Raw genomic sequence first — 19,471 nt, 5'->3', positions numbered from 1 at the left:
TCATAAAGTACATTTTTTTATTCATTTTGTACACGTCGCGTGGTTATCCTCATAAATAAGGCTGTTTTCGGTCTGGCAGCGTTCCATTAACTGTTTGGCGGTGCATCCGAAATATAGTTTGCAGTGACGGTTAAAGTTACTCTGCGAATCAAATCCCAATTCTTCAACGGCGTCTTTTATACATACTCCCGGTTCGGTCATTTTTTCGAGTATCCTCTGGTTCTTTTGTTTCAGCATCCATTGTTTGGCAGTCATTCCGAACACCTCGTTGAATTTGGAAAAGAAGCGGCTTCTTCCCAGGTTTGATAGTGAAATGAGCTGTTCTATATTATCTACTTTGGTATGGTTGCGCATGACAAAATCCTTGAAGTCCATTTCTTTTCCGATGATAGGATGAAGCAGGGTTGCAATCTCCCGCTTTTCATAAAATCCGCGCAGGAGAAAGAAGAATTCCCGTTGCATCAGGGTGTGCAGGTGTGCACAACTCATCCCGTTCTTGATACAGTGGGTCAGCACTTCGAGGAACGGTGTCAGCGGGTAGTGTATTCTAATCGGTGAGAAGTCATATTCAATGTTGTCGCAAAGGTCTGATAAAGATTGCAATATGAGCTTGTCACAGTTTCCTTCGGGCATATCGAAAAACATGGAGAGCAGGTTTGAACCGGTTTCCGCAATTCCTTTCAGCTGGGAAGAACGGGGGATGAGTATCATCTCTCCGGCATGAAACGACCTGTTGTGGAACTGGTTGCAAGTTATGGTGAAATCACCTTTCAGGAAGAATAGAAGATAATTCTTACTTGTAGTGTCTTCCTCAAATTCTGTGTTCTTATCGAACTCAAGATACTTGAATCCGGTTTCAATCGTTGTCATGTAGTTTTGGCATGACAGGTGTTCTTCGATGTACAGCAATTCGCTTTTCATAAGTTTTGTTTCCATGGCAATAACTGTTTTGATTGTTTGGTCTGTTACCTATCTGTTTGTTTCACAATTGTTTCAGTATCTGTATTTTTAATGAATTATATATCAGAATATTATTTTCTGTTTTGTTTGCTATGATTCATTTTATCATGATACTGAAACGTTATATGGGTGCTTTATGTGATATAAATCATTGGTAATAAGGCTTTTATTGTTTGTATTCTTTTGTTTCATCTCTATTACGGAATAGAGATGAAACAAAAGCAATAATAAATAATAAGACGACATGAAGAAATATCTATGTTTAATCGGAGTCTTGGGAATACTACTTTGTAATACGGACAACTCTTACGCCCAAAAGGTTGCAGTAAAGACTAATTTGCTTTATGACGCTACTACTACAATGAACTTGGGGCTGGAAATAGGTTTGGGCAAGAAATGGTCTCTCGATTTATCCGGAAATTATAACCCCTGGAAGTTTGATGATGAAACGCGTCTGCGTCACTGGGGTGTACAGCCGGAACTTCGCTACTGGCTTTGTGAGAAATTCAACGGTCATTTTCTGGGTCTGCACGGACACTACGCCAAATACAATGTGGGCGGAATGTCATTTTTGAGTGATAACATGGAACGTCACCGTTATCAGGGACATTTGTGGGGCGGCGGAATATCCTACGGTTATCAGTGGCTGCTCGGCAACCGCTGGAGTATGGAGGCTGTACTTGGAGTCGGATATGCGCGGTTGGATCATTCCAAATATCCTTGTGCCACATGTGGAACCATTCAGAAAAGTGAGAAGAAAAACTACTTCGGCCCAACAAAAGCTGCCGTGAGTATCATATACATTATAAAATAGGCTAATGATGAAAAGAATCTGTATATACGTGACCTTGGGACTGCTAGGCGCAGTTTCCGCCCATGCCCAGGAGATAAATATCGGACAAGCCGTTGCCCGGAAAATAAGCGATGACAAAGTGGAAGTCTCATTTAATATGGATTGCAGCACGCTGCAGCTTCCTTCACGCCGACAGATGATAATCACTCCTTTGATAATCAGCCGGTCGGAAAACGATACGCTCGCCCTGCCTTCAGTCTGCATTGCAGGCAGAAACCGTTATCGCATGAACAAGCGGAAAGAAAGTCTGTATGGCAAAGAACCGGCTGCGGGAGAGGGACAGGAAATGATTCGTTTTAACAGGAAACGGGATATGTTGTTAGAATATAACGAAACAGTTCCGGCACAGGAGTGGATGTCCGGAGCACGTGTCGAGATATTCCGTGAATTACAGGGATGCGCAGGTTGCGGAGAAGCACTGGGTAATGATCCCGTTGCGGAGCTTCCTTTATTCAAAGAGGTAGTGGAACGCCCGAATCTGGAAATAATGGTGGCACAGGCAGAGGAGAAACGCCGTTCTTTCACCCGCAGTGCATATCTTAATTTTAAAGTGAACCAGTCGGCATTGCTTGCCGATTATATGAATAATCCTGCCGAACTGGCTAAAATCCATTCGTCCATTGATTCTATCCGTGAAGATGATAACTATCGTATTGCCCGGATTAAGATAGTGGGCTACTCATCGCCGGAAGGCAATTATGACGCCAATGCCCGCCTTTCCGAACAACGTGCGAAAGCGTTGGTACAAAACCTGAAACATGCCTATAAGGTGGACGACAGTATGATAGAATGCCGTTCGGTACCGGAAAACTGGGAGGGACTAGCTGCATGGTTGTGCGAATACCGTCCTTCCTATATGCAGAAAGTACTCGATATTATCGGGCAGACTCCCGAACCGGATGCGCGCGATGCGAAGATAAAAGCTATCGATGGCGGAAAAATATATAATGCCTTATTGCAAGAGGTATATCCGAAGCTGCGCTTAGTGGAATATACAGTCAGCTATACAGTGGTTCCGTTCTCTGTAGAGCAGGGACGGGAAATCATCAGAACACGTCCCGATAAGATGAACCATAACGAAATGTATCAGGTCGCAGTCAGCTACGGCAAAGGTTCGGACGAATACAACAGGATTATCCGGATGATTGCTGACCGTTTTCCGAGTGACAGGATAGCTAACAATAACGCCGCTATCGTGGCTTGGGAAATGGGAGATTACGACGCGATGCGGGTGTACCTGAAACGTTTGGAAGGTATAAAAGCTGAATAATATAATCTGAAACTTATACTTAGTAATTAACATTTTAGTATTCATTAAATTTTAAATCAATGAAATTGGACAAATCTTTTTTAACGCTGTTTGTCGGACTGGCGATGGCAGCATGTAGTAATGATGAAGAGATGACAACCGGCGGACAAGACCAGCTGCCGGTAGACGGCAGAGAGGCTTATATGTCCGTAGTTGTAGATATGCCTAAAAGTACGGGAACACGCGCTCCGGGAGAAAACCACGGAACAGCGGACGAACAGAATGTACACGAAGTACTCCTTGCGTTGTTTGATGCATCGGACGTTTGTTTGGAGACAAAGACATTGACTCCGGCCGAGTATATTTTGAATGCAGGCGGTAATCCTGCAACAGGGACAGGAACAGCATTCAAGGTTCCTTCTACTACCGCCAAAGTACTGGCAGTAGTCAATCCGAGTGACAAATTCAAGGCTGCCTGTGTGGCTTCCGCTTCCTGGTCTGTCATCAACGGTGCGGTAGAGCAGACACTTGACGAAGTGATTGGAGCAACAAAGGACAACTTTATGATGATTAATGCCGGCGACAATGCAAATCCGGCTAACGGAGCATTGGTGACAGCTAATGTAAAGGTGGTTGATGGAACGTCTATTGCTGATGCTACTGCCGCGATTGCCGCTGCCGAAGCTGACCGTTCACTTATTCATGTAGACCGTGTCGTAGCCAAAGTTTCTTTAGGAACAAATCCGGACGGCGTCAAGCTTCCTGCAGGAGTGACTTGTACATTCGGCAACTGGGCATTGAATGTTACCAACAAGAGCATGTTCCCGTATGCTGAAATCGTAATGCCTGCCGGAGGTTCTACCAATGCGGATTATAGAATTGACTCGAACTACGAACTGGCAGGATTCAATGTGTCACAGTTCAACTATCTGAAAGTTGCTGACGACGGAACTTTGCCTGCTGATTTTTCAGCTATGACGGATAGCAAATACTGTCTTGAGAACACAATGGCTGCCGACGCACAAACCCAGGCACAGACTACAGCTGCCGTAGCAAGTGCGGTTTACACTCCTAATTCATTTACAGTGGGTAAAAGCTGGTTCCGCCTTTTGGGTGTCACTTATCAGACATTGGCTGATTTGCAGACTGTATATAATATTGCAAAAGATGCAACAACAGCCGGCACAGCAAATGCGGCACAAACACAACTCATCACTCTTTGTGACCAGTTCTATGCACGTATGTCCGCTGCCGCTATTAAACAAAGCAAAACTGTCGGTGCTGATTTTGCCGCTATTACTCTCGCCGAACTGGACGTTATTGCGAACGGTGGTGAATACTCCAAGCCTGATGCAAATGCCGGTGAAACCGTAGGTGTAGAATACTTCCAGAAAGGTGTATGCTACTATAACATCCTGATTCGTCATGACGATGCAATCACCGCTACAATGGCACTTGGCAAATATGGTGTCGTACGTAACAACTGGTACACATTGGCTATCAACAGTGTGAAGCAACCGGGTACTCCTTGGATTCCTGATACCACAGATCCTACTGACCCTGAAAAACCAGGTGAGAATGATGATGACGCTGAAGCATATCTCTCTGTAAGTATTACGATAAATCCATGGACTACCTGGAGTCAGGGAGTGGATTTGTAGTGATAACTATATTGGGCTAAAATAACAATTAAAATAATAAGAAGGCGTTATGATACGGCGCAGCTTGTCTTGTGACGCCTTCTTTTTTCCTCTTTTCGTTTTTGTTCAGCCGGCGGAGGCTTATTTCCGTGAATCAAGACCTTGATATAAAAAACTGATAAAAACAGGTCTTACCATACAGGCAAGTTTCGCGACTTGTCAACTAAAGCAGATTATTCCGAGAAAGGCAAAAGTCGCTTTTCCACACTATATATGAAACTAGAAAAATAAATAGACCCATAGATTATGAGAAAGATAATGAATACAAAAGGTGCTGTCCGACGGATGAATTATGGAAGTTGCCTGTTGTTATTGCTTGTACTCTTTTCCTGCACATCCATTGATGAGACACTACCGGAATGTCAGTTGTATGTTCGTTTCCGGTATGACTATAACATGGAGTTTTCCGACGCTTTTGCGGCTCAAGTGAATCGTGTCGACGTGTTTGTATTTGACAAGGAAGGTACGTTTATCATGAAGAAGAGCGAGCAGGGAGAAACTTTGGGCAGCGGTAGCTACCGTATGCCGTTGCCGCTTCCGGTCGGTGAATACCGGATAGCCGCTTGGGCGGGAGTGAGCGATGACTTTGAAATGCCGGAACTGGTTGCCGGGAAATCAACATTGGAAGACTTGAGGGTAAGAATGAAACGGAAAGAGTCATTGGTGCACAATAAAGCTCTGAACCCGCTTTGGTATGGCGAGGTGAAGACTGTCGACTTTACCGGCAGACAGGAACAGACGGAAATGGTCTCTCTGATAAAGGATACCAATAAATTCCGCTTTATCTTGCAAAAGTCCGGTCCGGGAGAAGAACTGGATATGAGTGATTGCCTGTTCGAAATCCATGCGGACAACGGATATTATGACTGGAATAATGACTTGCTGGATGACGACGTGATTAGTTATCAGCCCTATCATTTGGAAAAAGTGGAAGATGTGGGCATTGTGGCGGAAATGAATACCATGCGCCTGCTCGAACATAAAAAAGTATATCTGACGCTTACACGCAAGTCGGACGGCAAGGAACTGATGAAGGTTGACCTGATACCTTACCTGTTGCTTACAAAAATGGAAGGGCACAATATTCCGGCACAGGAATATCTCGACCGGCAGAGCGAGTATGCGATAGTCTTTTTCTATAATCCGGAATTATTGAATTTCCTTTCCACGAAGATTGTGATTAACGGCTGGACTATCTGGTTGAAAGGTGAAGATCTCTAATAAATGCGAACTATAACAGCAAATGGATATGAGGTATACAAAATATAAATGGATGATGTGGCTTGTGCTGCTTTGTTTCTCATGTGTGAATGATGAACAACGTGCAGTTCTGTCGGATGAACCAGGAAAGGTGCGAATGAATATGAGTATCAGTACACGTGCTACATATGATCCTGAAGTATTGAACGAAAATGAAACGCGTATCAACCGGTTACGTCTTTACGTTTTTGATGGTTCTACTTTAGATAAGATGTATTATTGGTCGGATTTGAATATAAATGATGGTGTATACGTTACTCCGATATTTCTAGTAAAGGCTGCTACTGGTAAAACGTTTTATGCCATTGTAAATGAGCCAACGGATATGGATTCCCGTGCTTTATTGGAAGCAGTGGATCATCCGGGTGATTTGGCTGAAATACAATATAGGAGACGTGATATAATGGATTATTGGAATCCTAATATAATGGGCTACTATAATGATTATTGTTTGCCGATGTATGGAGAACTGACAGGAGTGGACGCATTGGAAGGGACGACACAAACAATCAATCTGCAAGTAGACCGGGCTGTTGCGAGGGTAGATGTTTATATGAGGAGGGAAATTGGACAGGATGAAAACTACTGGGAAAACAGGCTTTATATTGAAGAGTTAGGAGTGGATCGTATATCAGATATTGGATTTATATCGCCTGTCCGAGTGCCGGATAACCGTTACGATAATATCTATTTTATGGACAGAAAAGAAATCAGAGAAGAAGTATATTCTGATGATAAAGGAGAATTATTATATTCTTTTTATGTTCCGGAAATGGAGTGTATATATGATAAATTATCCTTAGATTTCCATTATAGATATGAAACGGGATATGATGATTATGCTCGGGTCGAGTTGGGTGGATATAACAATTATCCACAGGGCGAAATTCTAGAAAAAATAGAACGTAACCATGTATATAAACTTTTTTGCCGCTTTACTCAAAAGATAGCTAAGTTTGAACTAAATCTGACAGTGTGTCCATGGGAGTATCTTCCGCCACAAGCAGAAGAGGTGAAGGGAGAAGTTAAGATGACGAATTGTTATATGGTAGCTCCGGGCGGAAGGGTGGATATTCCTACTGAAAACGTATATAAGATATGGGCTCAACAAGCAGAGTTTGGCAATATTCCAATTCCGGATGGAGACGTAACGGCAGAACTCGTATGGCAAGATGAACAAGGAGTTATTGCGGACGAAGGAGTAACGGTAGTCAATGCTTCGGAGCGCGAGAGGGCTTATTTGCAGGTAAGGACGGCAAAAGAGGGAAATGCGGTTGTTGCGATGAAAGTAAACGGCGAGATTTATTGGAGTTGGCATATTTGGTGTACAGATTATGAACCAAATGTAACAGAAGGACAGAAGTTTTTTAATAATTTGGTTTGGATGGATAGAAATCTGGGAGCTATGACTAATGAATATACAATTGACGGTGGAGTAAAAGGTCTATTTTATCAATGGGGGCGTAAAGATCCTTTTCCTGCATCAGAAGGTTGGACGGATCAAGAAAAAATGTTATATACCCTGACGGGTACTACAAATTTGAGTTATAAGGAAGTTGATACGTCTGAAAATTTAGTTGAAGCTATTCGCCAGCCCGCTCGTTTTCTTATTGCTATTACTTCACCTGGTGATTGGTATACAAATTCTATGTCGTTGTTAAATCGAACTTTGTGGCTACCAAATACAAAAACGATTTTTGATCCTTGTCCTGTAGGATGGCGTGTGCCCGGTAATCAGCCATGGACAGGATTATTGCAAGGGGGGCTATTTTATTCATATGGATTGGTTCATCCAGATGCTGGCTATTTTCCGTGTACAGGGTATCGTAGACCACAAACTGGTAGAGTTGATAGTTTAGGTAATATAGTTGAGTGGTCTGCGGTTGCCGGCTCAACCTCAACTAATGAATGTTATGGACTTTTATTGAACTTGAACACGATAAGGCAGGACTGGACGACTTATTGGCGCGCAGACGGACGTTCTGTACGTTGCGTTAAAGAATAAACTAAGAATAACAGAATAAATATATAGTATGAAAAAGTACATTGTATATCTAATATTATGCTTTGTAAGCTGTTTAATATTCTCATGTACTTCTGTGTATGAGAATGGAGACACCTCATGCATACCGGAAGGAATGGAGAGGCTTACTTTTAAAGTCATAGTGCCTTCTTCTAAAGTTGTAGGTTCTAATACACGCAGCACTGCTTTAGAAAAAGAAAATGAGATAAAAGACTTGTTTGTAAAAATAGGAAATTATGATAGTGACCATTATAGAAATTTCTATTCTACGCAGAATGGAACAATACATTTTGATTCCTATGCTTATAAGGATAGTATATATAGGGCAAGTATTGAAGTGCCTGTTGGTACATTTAGAGATGGAGATAATATTTATGTGTGGGCAAATCAAGAATATCCGATTGATGTTACTTCAGAGGAGGAATTGACAACTCCGTTATATATGTCCGGGATAGGGACAATAAGAGATGGGTGGGGCGGTGGTCGTTTTTTTGAGGTTGATGTACATTTACTTCGTGGAGTCGCTAAGTTACGAACCGTGGTTCGTACTACAAAACGTTCCGTTCTAGGGTCATGGAATATTAATATAAATCGGGTAGAGACTCAAATACTTCATATGCCATCGTGTATTCGTCCATTTGCACCTTTTGAGACTCATCGTAATCCTGCTGCAAATGATTGGTGGAATGACGTATATCACAGATATATAGATTGTACCTTAAATTATCTTGGTTGGTGGATTTCTTGGGAAAATTCTCATTTATTATCATCCGTTGAGTTACCGATAGATGACGGGGTAAATGTTGATAAGGTAACGGAGACGTCTTATGACCGCTATATTTATGAGAACTGGTTAGAGAATGAATCAGACTATGATGAAAATATGAATGTTACAGCTTTGAAAGTCAGGATTCCTTTGTGGAATAATGAAACAGGAGAAAATCGCACAATTAAACGCGTTATTCCCATTAAAACAAATGATAGTTATCGAATATTGAGGAATCATATTTATACAGTGGACGTAAGGGTGCTAAGTGTGGATGATGTAGAAATTGATATGGATTTGTTGGACTGGAGAGAAGAGATAAATATTAATGGCGATGTCCCGGGTGAAGGCTTTACGGTAAGTAAGGGGGAAGTAGCCTTATTGCCGAATATAACTGATCCGACTTCTGTTTTTACAGTTTCAACTTCAGGCAGGCCTGACAAAACTATAAGTATTTCTATTGTAAAGGCTGACAAACAGACTGAAATAACACAAGATAAAGAAGGGGTGGTATTATGGGATTATACTAATGGAAGCCTGCAAAGAACAAATAATGATAATCATATTTCTATAAGTAGTAGTGCTGTGTCAGCTGACGAACTTGGAATAAAACTAGCTATTACAACGAAGGATAAATCAGGTTTCGAAGGTGGCTTTTTCAAGGTCTCATGTGGAAATTCTGTACGCTATTTACCTATTGTGGAGCCTGCTCCTACCGTAGCATTAGATATCAATGAAAGTTATGCCAACTGTTATATTGCAGAAAAAGTAGGAACTTATTCGTTCAATGGGGCTATTATGGGAAATGGGGCAGAAGGAATTATTCATGATCCTTCTCATGAGAATCCCGATTATTCTTTTGAAAAAGCTGATGGAACACAAATGGTTAAAGCGGAAGGAGCAGGAATCGCTCCTAAATCGGCAAAGTTGCTTTGGCAAGATGCAGAAGGATTAATTACACAAGTTGCCTTCAATAATGATAGGGTTGAATTCATAACTTCGGGTAGTCAGGGATTTGGAAATGCTGTAATTGCCGTGTATGATAATGTAGATCCTAATGCAAATGATGCAAAGGTGCTTTGGAGTTGGCATATTTGGTGTGCTCCTCGTCCTTCAGATAGATATATTCATTCAGAGACCGGAGGTACGATTTACACGTTTATGGATCGGAATATAGGGGCTGTTTCGGATGCTGTAGGTGATAATTCTTATGGTCTGTATTACCAATGGGGACGTAAAGACCCGTTTGAGAAGCCAGGTAAACCTCTCTTTGACGTTTTGGGGATGAAGGTTTCTGCTTTGCATGAATTAAAACGAGTTTCATTAAGTGAAGGTATTCTAAATCCCATGTCTTTCTTTAGTAAAGGGACTGATATAAGAACTGCCTGGTCATTTTTCAGTCCGTATAGATGGGAAGGTAGAGATATAACAGCAGGTAAATCTATATACGATCCCTGCCCCTATGGATATAGGGTGCCTATTAATATTGTTTTTTATAATTTGAGAAAGGACTATTATTTAACTGAAAATTGCCGTATGGAAGATACGGGAGTTTATTTTTCAGTAATACAGCCTGGTAGAGAATTGTTTTTCCCAATGACGGGTGTAATTGATTTCGATTATAGTTTTGTATATGATAATGGGCTACAATATTGGACTGCTTCTCCAATGACAACAACAAGTATGACTTTTGGGTGGTATAATGGAAAGTGGATTGATTTTTACGATAATGACATGGGAACAGCACGTGGATTACCAATACGTTGTGTGCGGGAAGATTGATTATTGGGAATGATAAATACGTATAAGATATGGAAAAATGTATATATATAGTTTTGTTCTTATTAGGCAGTTTGGTATTAGGAAGTTGCGAAGATGATTGTTCTGCTGTTGCGGAAGGAGATAATCAAAAAAATGTAATACAACTGTCTATTGTGGGCATGCAGGATGTCCAGGTGCGTGGGATAGCTTCTGAATGGCAGAATGAAATCTCATTTTACACTTTATTTGTATATAGGGGTGATAATTTAAAGAGTACTCCTGTATATTATCAAGATGGAAATTCCAGGGCAATATTGGGAAATTCAACAGCTTCCCCATTATTGAAATTTACAGATGATTTTACTCCGCAAACGAATGATCGTGTTTACGTATTACTAAATGCTAGTGTCGGTAATTCTTCTATTTCGGAAGAAGATTTGCAGAAAGCTAAAGTCAGTCCTATTCAGGGCTTGTCTGACTCCGGTAATTTTTATATGTGCTTTAGTGGCTCATTGGTATGGAAGGAGAATGCATCCAATCTTTGTGTTATGGATCGTCGAATGGCTGCCGTTAGAGTAAATTTGTCTTCTGGTATAAATAAGACAATAAACAAGATTGTCTGCTATAATGAACCTCGTTATATATCTTTGTTTAATGGTGATGATATATATACGGAAGTTGGGGAACTGTCTTATGCTTATACTTTATCTTCGTTAGGTATAAGTTCGGCAGAAACGTTAATATCAGAATACAGATGCTCTGATCATACTGCCATGTCAGGAGGTAAAACACTTCAGGAAACTGTTTTTAGTCCTCAACGGATGGGAGTGATAATTATTGTAGAAGATAATGTTACCAATAAAGAAGAATATTATCGGCTCGATTTTTATGATAAAGTTGCTGGTAAGTACATAGATGTCAAACATGGATGCCGATATACTTTCAATATTTCTAGCGTGCGTTCTGATGGTTATTCTTATGTAGAGGATGCGGTAAATATGCCGGGTAGTAATTTGGAATATACAGTTTCTGTAGATAATTCATGGACAGGAGTATATGAATATAACGGGCAGTATCAAATGAATTTTAGTAGGGGAGCAGTTGAACTTTTATCTGAAATTTCAGATCCGGTCTCATTGGTAAATGTCGATTTATATAACAATGATTCAGATGAGGCACTTTTGGATAAATTGATCTTTCGTAGTATAAGGGCTGTTCAACCAGACAAAGAAACGACTATGCCTACATCTAATTTGCAGTTATGGCGTTATGATGAGAAAATAGAGAATGTAATTAAAGTAGATAATAATTATGCATATAACGACAATCGTTCGCAACGTATTGATTGGCTTAGTGGAGATATTTATTCGTGGAAGTTTTATTGTACAACAGGGAAGGGATTTGATGGTGGCTATTTAGAAGTGAAAATGGGAAATATGACTAGATATATTCCAATATCAGAGATAGGGACTTCGAATGTATTGGACGAGGAAGGGACTTCCAATTGTTATATTGTATCTCCCTATGCAGGAAAATACTCGTTTGACGCTACTGTTATGGGAGTCGGTGCGAGAGGTATTATTGATGTGGGAACTTTTAGGGATGCCGATGATAATCTGTTGACACAGGCAGGTGGTGCGGAGATTCATCCTAAATCTGCAAAACTAATTTGGCAGGATATGGAAGGGTTGATAACGCAGGTTGCATTTAATTCGACAACAAACCGAGTTGAATTTGTAAAAGGAACAGGAAGTGGCAATGCCTTGATTGCTGTATATGATGATAACGATCCTAATGCAGAAAATGCGAAATGTCTTTGGAGTTGGCATATTTGGTGTACAGAACAACCGGAAGAACAAAAATATGTGATACCTACGAATGACCGGACTTATAGTGGAAAGCAGTATTATGTACTCGATCGTAATTTGGGAGCTACATCTGTCCAAACTAATTCGATTAAATCGGTTGGCTTACATTATCAATGGGGACGTAAAGATCCTATGATTGGCAAAGTGTCATTAACAGAGGGAAAGGATGCTCTGGTTTATAATGTACGTGATAAACAAATAGAGTTGGAAAATGTGGTGATGAATCCGAATGTTTCAGGGCTTCAGTATGCTATTCAGAATCCGGAGAAGTTTATAGAATGTATACTACACGGTAGTATGGAGGATCGTTACAATGATACATGGATACCTTATTCAGAAGAACTTTATAACTTGTGGGGAGTCCCTGTCCAGGATTATAAAGTTGAGGCTGTAAAAACAATTTATGATCCCTGCCCGCTGGGGTATATGGTTCCGCAAACAGACTTTGCCGCTTCTTTTTATAAATCCGGTGTAGGTTCTGAATTAGATAATTTGTATTACGATTCTTCCATGTCTTATGAAAATAATATGGGATATTGTTTTTATTATGATGCTGAACGTCGTAAAAAGGCTTATTATCCTGCTACAAGTGCAAAAGTCGCAAAAAACACCTTTTATTTTCTTACTGATGGGTATTATTGGACTTCCCGTCCACAAAAATGGGCTACTCCCAGTAACGATGGTTCAATGGCGTGGGCTGAATGTCTTATGTTTACATCGTCAGAAATTGAACTTTCTGCATATACGGGTTCTTGGGATGCAGCCCAATCAGTGCGGTGTGTGCGTGAATGACGTTGTCGTGTAAATTATAAATTATGAAAATATGAACAAATCAGAACTAATCAAAGAAGTAGCCCTTAAAGGTCAGTTGAGCTTTAACGAAGCTACGAATGCAGTAGATGCAATCATGGAAACCATTGCGGAAACAATGCATAAAGGAGAGAGTGTCACTTTAGTCGGTTTCGGCAGTTTTGTCGTTCAGGAACGGAAAGCACGCAACGGGCATAATTCTGCCACAGGCGGCTCAATGCTGATTCCGGCCAAACGACAAGTGAAATTCCGCCCCGGAAGTAAAATGAGATTAGAGTAAAGAAACAGGTTAAACTAAATGTTGAACATAAAAATTGAAACATGAAAAAGAAAATTATTACAGTTGCATTGGTATTATCATCAGTCTGTGCCATGGCACAGCAAAAGGAAAATCGTGACACGGACGGAAATATTCTCCGTGGCCCGTATGAAACGAATAGTTTCTGGAGTAACTGGTATATCGGTGTAGGCGGTGGAATCAATATCTATGAAGGCGAATTTGATAACAAGACATCGGTGGGCAACCGTATCGCTCCTGCACTGGATGTGTCGTTGGGCAAGTGGATTACTCCTTCTTACGGAGTCCGTCTGCAATATTTGGGTCTGAAAGCCAAGGGGCTGACGGACGCAAGCGGAATGTATGCCAAAGGGGCGCATCGCGGTTATTACAAGGAAGAGTTTAATGTATCCAATCTCCATGCGGACTTTATGTGGAACTGGTCGAACGGTTTCCTCGGATTCAATGAGAAACGTGTGTGGAATGTGATTCCGTTTGTAGGTTTCGGTTGGGCACGTTCGTGGGGAAACAGTACGCATGACAATGAAATTGCCGCCAACATCGGTATCTTGAATACGTTCCGCCTGGGCAAGCGTCTGGACCTGACTCTGGAAGGACGGCAAATGCTAGTGAAAGAGTGTTTTGACGGAACTGTAAGTGGCAGCAAAGGTGAAGGTATGAGTTCGGTGACACTGGGTCTAAGCGTGAAGTTGGGCAAGACCCGTTTCAATCGTGTCGAGAAAGTGGCTCCTGCAGATTATTCATCTTATAATGAACGTATCAACGCGCTTCGCGCCAAAAATCATGATTTGAGCACCGAAGCACAGCGCCTTGCCGCCGAACTGGAAGCTGCCAGAAGTCGGAAACCGGAAGTGGTGAATGAATCGAAAGTGACTGCTTCGCCGGTAGCCCTGTTCTTCAATATCGGCAAAGCTACCCTGGACAAGAAGGAACTTACCAATCTTGAGTTTTATGTGAACAACGCCATCAAGGCGGATAAGAACAAGACTTTCACGCTGATTGGTTCGGCAGACAGCGCTACGGGCAGCAAGGAACTGAACCAGCGTTTGAGTGAACAACGTATGGAATATGTGTACAATTTATTAGTCGAAAAGTATAAAATTTCCCCTGAACGTCTCGTGAAGAAAGCGGAGGGCGATACGAACAACCGTTTTAGTGAACCTGAATTGAACCGTGCCGTAATCGTCGAATAATAGTTTTATTTCATTTCAAGGTATTTCAGGCAACATTGCGGGGCTGTCTCGTTTTCTTCTACGTCGGGACTGAAAGTGCTTTGTCGTTACAAGGTGGGCTTGTCGACCGGTAGTTGGATGGTTCTTTGCAATGTTGCTTTTTTTTAAATGAAGAGAAGGATATGATAATATATAATAGTCTGTTGGCGAAAACTTTCCTGAACAGGAAGAAAAGGCATTATTTTATGATTTTCGGTTGTTGTTTCACCCGGTTTAAATATTTGGAAGGGTGGGAGGAGATGGAACTTCAGATTCATGCGCGACAGTATACGGAATGTTTCTTCTTGGCATTATTGCCTGCATTGGTGCTATCCGTCTGGCTTTCGTGGTGGTGGATGTTGCTTGCGTTCATGAGTTATCATCTGCTTTACTGGCTGGAGAGGTGGTTCGGACACCATTCTTCATTTGACTGGGAAGCGTTGGAGCATTGTAGCGATGCGCTTTATTTGAGAAAGCGGAAATCTCGTGCCTGGATGAAATGGTATGGGAAGAAGTCGTTGCCGCCTTCGGAATGGGAGGATGATTAGAGAGAACTGAATGATTGGAGAGAATTGAAAATCTTATAGTTGAATATCTTGTAATTGAATAGAAAAAAGTAGATTATGAAAACGAAATTTATAGCTGAAATGGTGGGCACTATGGTGCTTGTCTTAATGGGATGCGGCGCTGCTGTATTGAATGGCGGCGCGACATCGGTAGCCGCGGTGTTGACGATTGCTTTCGCGTTCGGTTTGTCGGTGGTGGCAATGGCGTACACAATCGGTCCTGTTTCGGGCTGTCATATCAATCCGGCCATCACCATCGGCGTTTGGCTGAATGGCGGACTGTCGGTAATGGAAGCCGGTGTGTATATCGTAGCGCAAGTGACGGGCGGAATACTTGGCTCTGCATTGCTGTGGTTGATTACCGGTACAATGGGGATAGAAGGTACGGGAGCCAACGGTTTTGAAGAACCGTATCTGCTGGCTGCATTTGTGGCCGAGGCGGTGTTTACGTTCATCTTCGTGCTGACTGTATTGGGCACTACCGACCGGGATAATAGCAGTCCTCATTTTGCCGGACTGGCTATCGGATTGACTTTGGTACTGGTGCATATTGTATGTATTCCCGTTACGGGGACATCAGTTAATCCTGCCCGTAGCATTGGTCCGGCATTGTTTGCCGGAGTGGAGGCTATTAGCCAGCTTTGGTTGTTTATTGTGGCTCCGATTGTCGGTGCGGTGGTAGCAGTGCCTGTCTGGAAAACAATAAAAGGAAATTAATTGTTTCATTTCATGTTTTTGTGAGAATAGAAAAAGATGTAGGTTTTCCCCATATAGTATAATAAATGAGTTTAATGGCCTATATCCTTTATGTCGCTGTGAAGCGCCTCATTTCCCCAAGAGAATCCGTGCCCCTGCTATTTTTTCTTTTTATAATAGTAGCATAGGAAAAATGGAATCATGGGTTCTCCTCTGCCTGTGAAGGTAGACTATTGTTTGTTTTGTTTGTGTGGTGCACCTTTTTCCCGGTGGGGGAGAAGGTGCACTCTTTTTGTATGATATTTATTCGTTTGAATATATTTGTTTATTTATTATTCTCCCCGGCTATCGGTTTTGTCGCTTTTTCTTTGCTTTTCGTTGTTTTCTTGTCGTTTATTTAGTTCCTCTATGTCAGTTGTATATGTCTGAAATGCTTTTTAGTACTTTTCTGATGAGGTTATTTGGTGTCGTTTCATCTCCGTGGAAGATGCTGCATCTTTGCATCGTTAACGTTAGCGAAGTGATAATTAAAACAGTATTTATTAAAAAAGAAAAGTAGTATGGCTATTAGATTTAGAAGGGTGTCTCGCCTGTGTGACCCTACAAATAAAGAAGCAGGAAAGAAAGTGTATCCGGTGATTTCTTATCAGTATGATACGAGTGCAACGTTGGATGAGTTTGCAAAGGAGATTGCGTCTGCTTCCGGTGTCAGCGAGGGTGAAACGATTAGTGTATTGAAAGATTTCCGTACGTTATTGAGAAAGACATTGCTGGGTGGCCGTTCGGTGAATATCGCCGGTCTGGGATATTTTTACCTTTCTGCCCAAAGCAAAGGGACGGAGAAGGCGGAAGATTTTACGATCGCTAATATTTCAGGGCTTCGTATCTGTTTTCGTGCTAACTCGGACATTCGTCTGTTTACCGGGACGACTACCCGTTCGGATGGATTGAAGTTCAAGGATTTGGATCATATTAATGATTTGGGTAGTGTTGGTGACGGTTCGGATGATGGGGGTGAAACTCCGGATCCGGATGGTGGTTCGGGTGGTAATGGTGAAGCACCGGATCCGGCTGCTTGATTCAGTATGCTCGGCATGGTTATTAGCTACCGGATGCAAGTCCCCAATGAGCCCTAATAGCGGGAATCATACAGCCAATAGCAATGGTGTCCCTCGCGAGTTGGAATCTGAAAGAAGCTGGCGGCAAATATCTGGTCTGACGAACAGAAACTTCATATAAGGCATATGACCGTGGGTAAGGTTGCTGAACAAACCAAAGCCCTATAGCTATTCGGAAACGGTTGGTGTAAATGGAGCAGACATAAGATAGAAAGTTAATACCCTTATCCGAGGAGGTCTCACGGACATACAGAATAGTTGTCTTTACGAAATGTATGGAGTAACGCTTGCCGTGAGAAGTCAGCAGAGGTCATAGTAGTGGGATTGTCGATATTCCCATGAAGGACCGAACCTAATAATTAAACGATAGTAATTGAAAGTTACCAAATGAAAGAAAGAATGCAGAAAACATCAGCCCAAGCTCATGACTTCCCTCAAAGAGCTAGGACGGAATCCGAATGGTATGAGGGAGTGCAGACTTTCATGTGGATGACCGAAGACAACATCGTGGAAGTACCATTTGACAAAGAACACCTATTGGAAATCATCCTTAGTCCATCGAACCTGAACAAAGCCTATAAGGCGGTAGTCAGGAACAATGGAAGTGGCGGTATCGACAAGATGTCATGCGAACAATTATTGCCATGGCTAAAGGCCAATAAGGATGAACTGATAATCTCTTTGCAGTCCGGGACTTATCGTCCCAACCCTGTACGCAGGGTAGAAATACCAAAGGACAATGGCAAAAAGCGCCTCTTAGGAATCCCCACAGTGGTAGACCGATTGGTGCAACAAGCCATAAACCAAGTGTTGACGCCGATATACGAGCGTCAGTTTTCCAAGACAAGTTACGGGTTCCGTCCCAAAAGGGGTTGCCATGATGCTCTCCGTAAGGCGCAAAAGATAGTGAGTGAAGGTTATATATATGTAGTCGACCTCGACCTTGAACGCTTTTTCGATACGGTAAGTCATAGCAAGCTGATAGAAATACTCAGCCGTACCATAAAGGATGGAAGGGTAATAAGTCTGATACACAAATATCTTCGTAGCGGTGTAATAAACCGAGGAATGTTCGAGAGGAGTACAGAAGGAACTCCCCAAGGAGGTCCTCTAAGTCCTCTGTTAAGTAATATCATGCTCAATGAATTGGACAAGGAACTGGAAAGACGTGGACACCCCTTTGTCCGTTACGCAGACGATGCGATGATATTTTGCAAATCCAAACGTGCCGCCAAACGTGTAAGGGAATCGATAACTCTGTTCATAGAAGGGAAACTCTTCCTTAAAGTGAACCATGAAAAGACGGTCGTATCTTATGTGAAAGGAGTAAAGTTCTTAGGGTACTCCTTTTATGTGAAGAAAGGGGACTGTATTCTACTTGTACACTCAAAATCCAAAAACAAGATGAAATCAAAACTCAAAGAATTGACAAGTCGGAGTAATGGATGGGGATATGAGAAAAGGAAACAGAAACTCAAAGATTACATAAGAGGATGGATTGCCTACTTCTGCCTTGCACAAATGAAAAGGCTTTGTATTGAAACCGACGAATGGCTAAGACGACGTATTCGCATGTGTATCTGGAAATCATGGAAGAATGCCAAAACCCGAGTAGCAAACTTAAAGAAATGCGGTGTCTCTGAGTGGCAGGCATATCAATGGGGAAACACTCGTCTAGGTTATTGGCGTGTCTCGAACAGCCCAATAGTAACCTTTGTAATGTCCAATGATAAATTGCGTAAGGCAGGCTATATGGAGTTCATGGACTGCTATCTCAAATGGTGCCCAAAATAGGAACCGCCGTATGCCGAACGGCACGTACGGTGGTGTGAGAGGTCGGAAAACGAAAAAGTAGGAAGAATACCAATTCGTTTTCCTCCTACTCGATTGAGCCGTTGAGAACTGTCTGGTTTGTATGGAATGGGGCTTCGGCCTCATTCTTTCTTTATAACTACGTAAAAATATAAATATGCAAATAACTACAATCCTTGCTTTTATTACTGCTATGGGTGGTTTGGAAGCAGTGAAATGGTTAGTGAGGTATCTCACTTGTCGTAAGACGGATGCACGGAAAGAGGAAGCGTCCGTGAACAGTATGGAAGAAGAAAATCGCCGTAAAAAGGTGGACTGGCTGGAAGAACGGCTGACTCAACGTGACGAGAAGATAGACGGGCTTTATATTGAACTTCGCAAGGAGCAGGAAGAGAAGATTGACTGGATACATAAATGTCATGAAGTGGAGTTGATACAGAAGGAGTCGGAAGTGAAGAAGTGTGAGATTAGAGGGTGTGTGAAGCGTATGCCACCTTCGGATTATTAACTGGTGCGTTTG

The 19,471-nt window shown here is 41.9% G+C and carries 15 protein-coding genes; 14 read left to right on the top strand and 1 reads right to left on the bottom strand.

What is annotated here, in order from left to right:
- Positions 1-21 precede the first annotated feature (21 nt).
- Positions 22-936, bottom strand: coding sequence for a helix-turn-helix domain-containing protein (locus tag DXA54_RS16485; RefSeq protein WP_120080076.1), 915 nt, complete (start codon positions 934-936; stop codon positions 22-24).
- Between the two features lie 268 nt (positions 937-1,204).
- Here DXA54_RS16485 and DXA54_RS16480 point away from each other — a divergent pair, with 268 nt between their 5' ends.
- The 14 genes from DXA54_RS16480 to DXA54_RS16415 all read left to right on the top strand — a co-directional run bounded on the left by DXA54_RS16480 (position 1,205) and on the right by DXA54_RS16415 (position 19,459).
- On the top strand, positions 1,205-1,774 hold the full coding sequence (locus tag DXA54_RS16480; RefSeq protein ID WP_120080074.1) for a DUF3575 domain-containing protein: 570 nt from the start codon (positions 1,205-1,207) through the stop codon (positions 1,772-1,774).
- 4 nt (positions 1,775-1,778) lie between these two features.
- Entirely contained in the window at positions 1,779-3,083 is a 1,305-nt protein-coding gene (locus DXA54_RS16475; RefSeq protein WP_120080072.1) for a DUF3868 domain-containing protein, read from the top strand.
- Positions 3,084-3,142: 59 nt separating this feature from the next.
- Complete coding sequence (locus DXA54_RS16470) at positions 3,143-4,723, top strand: Mfa1 family fimbria major subunit (protein ID WP_120080070.1); 1,581 nt, start codon at positions 3,143-3,145, stop codon at positions 4,721-4,723.
- Positions 4,724-5,008: 285 nt separating this feature from the next.
- Positions 5,009-5,983, top strand: coding sequence for a FimB/Mfa2 family fimbrial subunit (locus DXA54_RS16465; protein WP_120080068.1), 975 nt, complete (start codon positions 5,009-5,011; stop codon positions 5,981-5,983).
- Positions 5,984-6,011: 28 nt separating this feature from the next.
- Complete coding sequence (locus tag DXA54_RS16460; RefSeq protein WP_120080104.1) at positions 6,012-8,027, top strand: hypothetical protein; 2,016 nt, start codon at positions 6,012-6,014, stop codon at positions 8,025-8,027.
- A gap of 28 nt (positions 8,028-8,055) precedes the next feature.
- Complete coding sequence (locus DXA54_RS16455) at positions 8,056-10,593, top strand: hypothetical protein (RefSeq protein WP_120080066.1); 2,538 nt, start codon at positions 8,056-8,058, stop codon at positions 10,591-10,593.
- A 29-nt stretch (positions 10,594-10,622) separates the two neighbouring features.
- Positions 10,623-13,232, top strand: a complete 2,610-nt coding sequence (locus tag DXA54_RS16450; RefSeq protein WP_120080064.1) for a hypothetical protein — start codon at positions 10,623-10,625, stop codon at positions 13,230-13,232.
- A 16-nt stretch (positions 13,233-13,248) separates the two neighbouring features.
- Positions 13,249-13,530 carry an HU family DNA-binding protein gene (locus DXA54_RS16445; protein WP_287645906.1) on the top strand — a complete coding sequence of 94 codons (282 nt, stop codon included), beginning with the start codon at positions 13,249-13,251 and terminating at the stop codon, positions 13,528-13,530.
- Positions 13,531-13,571: 41 nt separating this feature from the next.
- Complete coding sequence (locus DXA54_RS16440) at positions 13,572-14,741, top strand: OmpA family protein (protein ID WP_120080062.1); 1,170 nt, start codon at positions 13,572-13,574, stop codon at positions 14,739-14,741.
- 161 nt (positions 14,742-14,902) lie between these two features.
- A complete protein-coding gene (locus DXA54_RS16435; protein WP_008649874.1) occupies positions 14,903-15,307 on the top strand; it encodes a hypothetical protein in 405 nt (134 codons plus the stop codon).
- A gap of 75 nt (positions 15,308-15,382) precedes the next feature.
- Positions 15,383-16,042: an MIP family channel protein gene (locus tag DXA54_RS16430; RefSeq protein ID WP_004327178.1), complete on the top strand. Its 660-nt coding sequence runs from the start codon at positions 15,383-15,385 to the stop codon at positions 16,040-16,042.
- Between the two features lie 539 nt (positions 16,043-16,581).
- On the top strand, positions 16,582-17,100 hold the full coding sequence (locus DXA54_RS16425) for an HU family DNA-binding protein (protein ID WP_004296149.1): 519 nt from the start codon (positions 16,582-16,584) through the stop codon (positions 17,098-17,100).
- Positions 17,101-17,526: 426 nt separating this feature from the next.
- The gene (gene ltrA / locus DXA54_RS16420) at positions 17,527-18,933 is read left to right on the top strand and encodes a group II intron reverse transcriptase/maturase (protein ID WP_007217359.1); all 1,407 of its coding nucleotides are present in this window, start codon (positions 17,527-17,529) and stop codon (positions 18,931-18,933) included.
- 175 nt (positions 18,934-19,108) lie between these two features.
- Complete coding sequence (locus tag DXA54_RS16415; RefSeq protein WP_008649883.1) at positions 19,109-19,459, top strand: hypothetical protein; 351 nt, start codon at positions 19,109-19,111, stop codon at positions 19,457-19,459.
- Positions 19,460-19,471 lie beyond the last annotated feature (12 nt).

It is taken from the genome of Bacteroides sp. OF03-11BH (assembly GCF_003604005.1).
Classification (GTDB): Bacteria; Bacteroidota; Bacteroidia; order Bacteroidales; family Bacteroidaceae; genus Bacteroides; species Bacteroides ovatus.
Note: the sequence above shows the minus strand (reverse complement) of the source record. Positions and strands in the feature narration are given on the sequence as shown.

What these genes read in the sequence shown, in the direction of transcription:
- DXA54_RS16480 (WP_120080074.1), top strand. Translation starts at nt 1,205, where the DNA reads ATGAAGAAATATCTATGTTTAATCGGAGTCTTGGGAATACTACTTTGT.
- DXA54_RS16475 (WP_120080072.1), top strand. Translation starts at nt 1,779, where the DNA reads ATGATGAAAAGAATCTGTATATACGTGACCTTGGGACTGCTAGGCGCA.
- DXA54_RS16425 (WP_004296149.1), top strand. Translation starts at nt 16,582, where the DNA reads ATGGCTATTAGATTTAGAAGGGTGTCTCGCCTGTGTGACCCTACAAAT.
- DXA54_RS16430 (WP_004327178.1), top strand. Translation starts at nt 15,383, where the DNA reads ATGAAAACGAAATTTATAGCTGAAATGGTGGGCACTATGGTGCTTGTC.
- DXA54_RS16440 (WP_120080062.1), top strand. Translation starts at nt 13,572, where the DNA reads ATGAAAAAGAAAATTATTACAGTTGCATTGGTATTATCATCAGTCTGT.
- ltrA (WP_007217359.1), top strand. Translation starts at nt 17,527, where the DNA reads ATGAAAGAAAGAATGCAGAAAACATCAGCCCAAGCTCATGACTTCCCT.
- DXA54_RS16470 (WP_120080070.1), top strand. Translation starts at nt 3,143, where the DNA reads ATGAAATTGGACAAATCTTTTTTAACGCTGTTTGTCGGACTGGCGATG.
- DXA54_RS16455 (WP_120080066.1), top strand. Translation starts at nt 8,056, where the DNA reads ATGAAAAAGTACATTGTATATCTAATATTATGCTTTGTAAGCTGTTTA.
- DXA54_RS16460 (WP_120080104.1), top strand. Translation starts at nt 6,012, where the DNA reads ATGAGGTATACAAAATATAAATGGATGATGTGGCTTGTGCTGCTTTGT.
- DXA54_RS16485 (WP_120080076.1), bottom strand. Translation starts at nt 936, where the DNA reads ATGGAAACAAAACTTATGAAAAGCGAATTGCTGTACATCGAAGAACAC.
- DXA54_RS16450 (WP_120080064.1), top strand. Translation starts at nt 10,623, where the DNA reads ATGGAAAAATGTATATATATAGTTTTGTTCTTATTAGGCAGTTTGGTA.
- DXA54_RS16465 (WP_120080068.1), top strand. Translation starts at nt 5,009, where the DNA reads ATGAGAAAGATAATGAATACAAAAGGTGCTGTCCGACGGATGAATTAT.
- DXA54_RS16415 (WP_008649883.1), top strand. Translation starts at nt 19,109, where the DNA reads ATGCAAATAACTACAATCCTTGCTTTTATTACTGCTATGGGTGGTTTG.
- DXA54_RS16435 (WP_008649874.1), top strand. Translation starts at nt 14,903, where the DNA reads ATGATAATATATAATAGTCTGTTGGCGAAAACTTTCCTGAACAGGAAG.